Below are 1818 nucleotides of genomic sequence, written 5' to 3' on the forward strand. Positions count from 1 at the left end.
GGCTCCGCGGGGCCCCCCGGCGGCGAGCGCAGGCTGGTGTCGCGGAAGCCCAGGTGCACCAGGTCCGCGCCGTGCGCCCGGGCGAAGCGCCGGTCCTCGCCCATCCGCAGCGACGTCACGGCCATGGCCCGCGACGGGTCCACCGGCAGCACGAACTCCCAGCAGCTCTGCGAGAAGACCGTGACGAGCGTGGGCACGATGCCCCGGGGCACGCCCAGCAGGCTCGCGTACGCCCCCAGCGCCACGTCGTCCGGATGCGGGGAGAAGAAGACGTGCTCCGGCCCCTCGTTCCCGCGGCTGCGTGCGCGCTCAGCCACGGGCGCCTCCCGAGGCGAGCGGCGGCGCGGGCCACGCGTCCAGCGGCAGATCATGCAGGTCGCCCTCGGGCGTCACGAAGCCCAGGATGACCACGCGCTCCCCGTCGTTGTGCACCGTGTGCCGGAACGCCCGCACCGGCGCGTCCAGCTCGCGCGTCAGCCCTTCGGAGAAGCGGCCGGAGGTGATGAGCCAGTGCCCCTCGTCATTGGGCATGAGGCGCGGCGTGTTCCCGTCCAGCCACACCAGCCCTGGCCGCGACTCCCCCAGGTTGAAGGTGAAGAAGCTCTTGTCCGAGTGCGGCTCCGACGCGTGCGCCACCACCTCCCGCCGGCGCCGCGCCGTGCTGGGCGCGTGGTACTTCACGAACCGCACCGCCCCTTCCGTGCGGCGGCGGAACAGCCGCGTGAGCCCCCCGGGACGCAGGCCGTAGCCCAGCTCCAGCGCCTCCAGCAGCGCGATGCCCACGGCGTGGCAGGCGTCGTACGCGTCCTCCGACGCCTCCAGCAGCTCCCGCACCGGCTCCGGCACCACGCGGCGGCGGAAGCCCGTCCACGTCGCGGGCTTGGCCATGAAGGCCTCGATGGGTTGCCGCACCACCGCCGACTCCGGGTACCAGGTGGCGTTGTAGCCCGTCTGGAACACCGTGGCCGCGGGCAGCAGCGCGTGCAGGTACGGGTGCGCCAGGAGGGCGTGCTGGAAGGTCGCCTCGTAGCGCTCGAACAGCCCCTCCAGGGCATGCCGCTCCAGGAAGGCGGCGGGACGCTCCAGGTAGAAGAAGCCGCGCTCCGACAGGTGGGTGGTCAGCCGCCGCGCGAAGGACTCCCGCTGGCGCGGCGTCCCGGACACGAAGTCCTCCAGCCGCAGCGGCCGGATGTCCGTGAAGCGCTGGGGCTGTCTGCGCACGAGGCCATCCCGCGCGGAGGTGAAGGGTCTGGGAGGCAGGGACGGGGCCGGTGTCCGGGGCGCGGTGGCGGGCATGGGATGTCGGGTCGTCATGGGTGGGATTCAGGCTGGAACGTGTCGCAGGTTACGGGTGGCGTCTGACATGCGCGGATCCGCGAAGACCCGCCCCGGGTCCAATTCCTCTCAAACCCAGCCACCTCCCAGGTCACCCGGCACGCACGCGCCGTCGCTCACGCGCACGGGCGCCAGGAGCCGCGGACGCGCGCCATCCGTCCACCCGGGAACACCCACTCTTCGCTCGGAAGAACGACCTGCGCCGGTGGGTCCGGAAAGCACCTCCGGGAGCGCTGCTTTCGCCGGGTTGTACGGGTGGGAACAGCGATTGCGACGCGGGGGCCGGTGCCTTGACGGGGGCCCCCCGCGCACGCGCTCCAATCCCTGTCATGCCTCCGCATCCGAGACATCTGCGCATCGCCGCCCTGCTGGCTGGCACCTGCGCCTGCGCGCGCCACCCGGTCGCGCGGGACGGCGGCGAGGCCCTGGCGCTGCCGCGGGTGGAGGCCTTGCGTCCGGCGGATGCCCGCGGTGCGGGTGGAG

Annotated in this window: 1 protein-coding gene and 1 pseudogene; both read right to left on the minus strand. The window is 73.5% G+C overall.

What is annotated here, in order from left to right:
• Positions 1-317: pseudogene (locus ACLEQD_RS42625) on the minus strand (hypothetical protein); the annotation flags it as partial.
• Entirely contained in the window at positions 310-1314 is a 1005-nt protein-coding gene (locus ACLEQD_RS42630; RefSeq protein ID WP_410391684.1) for a hypothetical protein, read from the minus strand. The pseudogene ACLEQD_RS42625 and the gene ACLEQD_RS42630, both read right to left, overlap by 8 nt.
• Positions 1315-1818: the final 504 nt, after the last annotated feature.

The sequence above is a fragment of the Corallococcus sp. 4LFB genome (assembly GCF_046520365.1).
GTDB lineage: Bacteria > Myxococcota > Myxococcia > Myxococcales > Myxococcaceae > Corallococcus > Corallococcus caeni.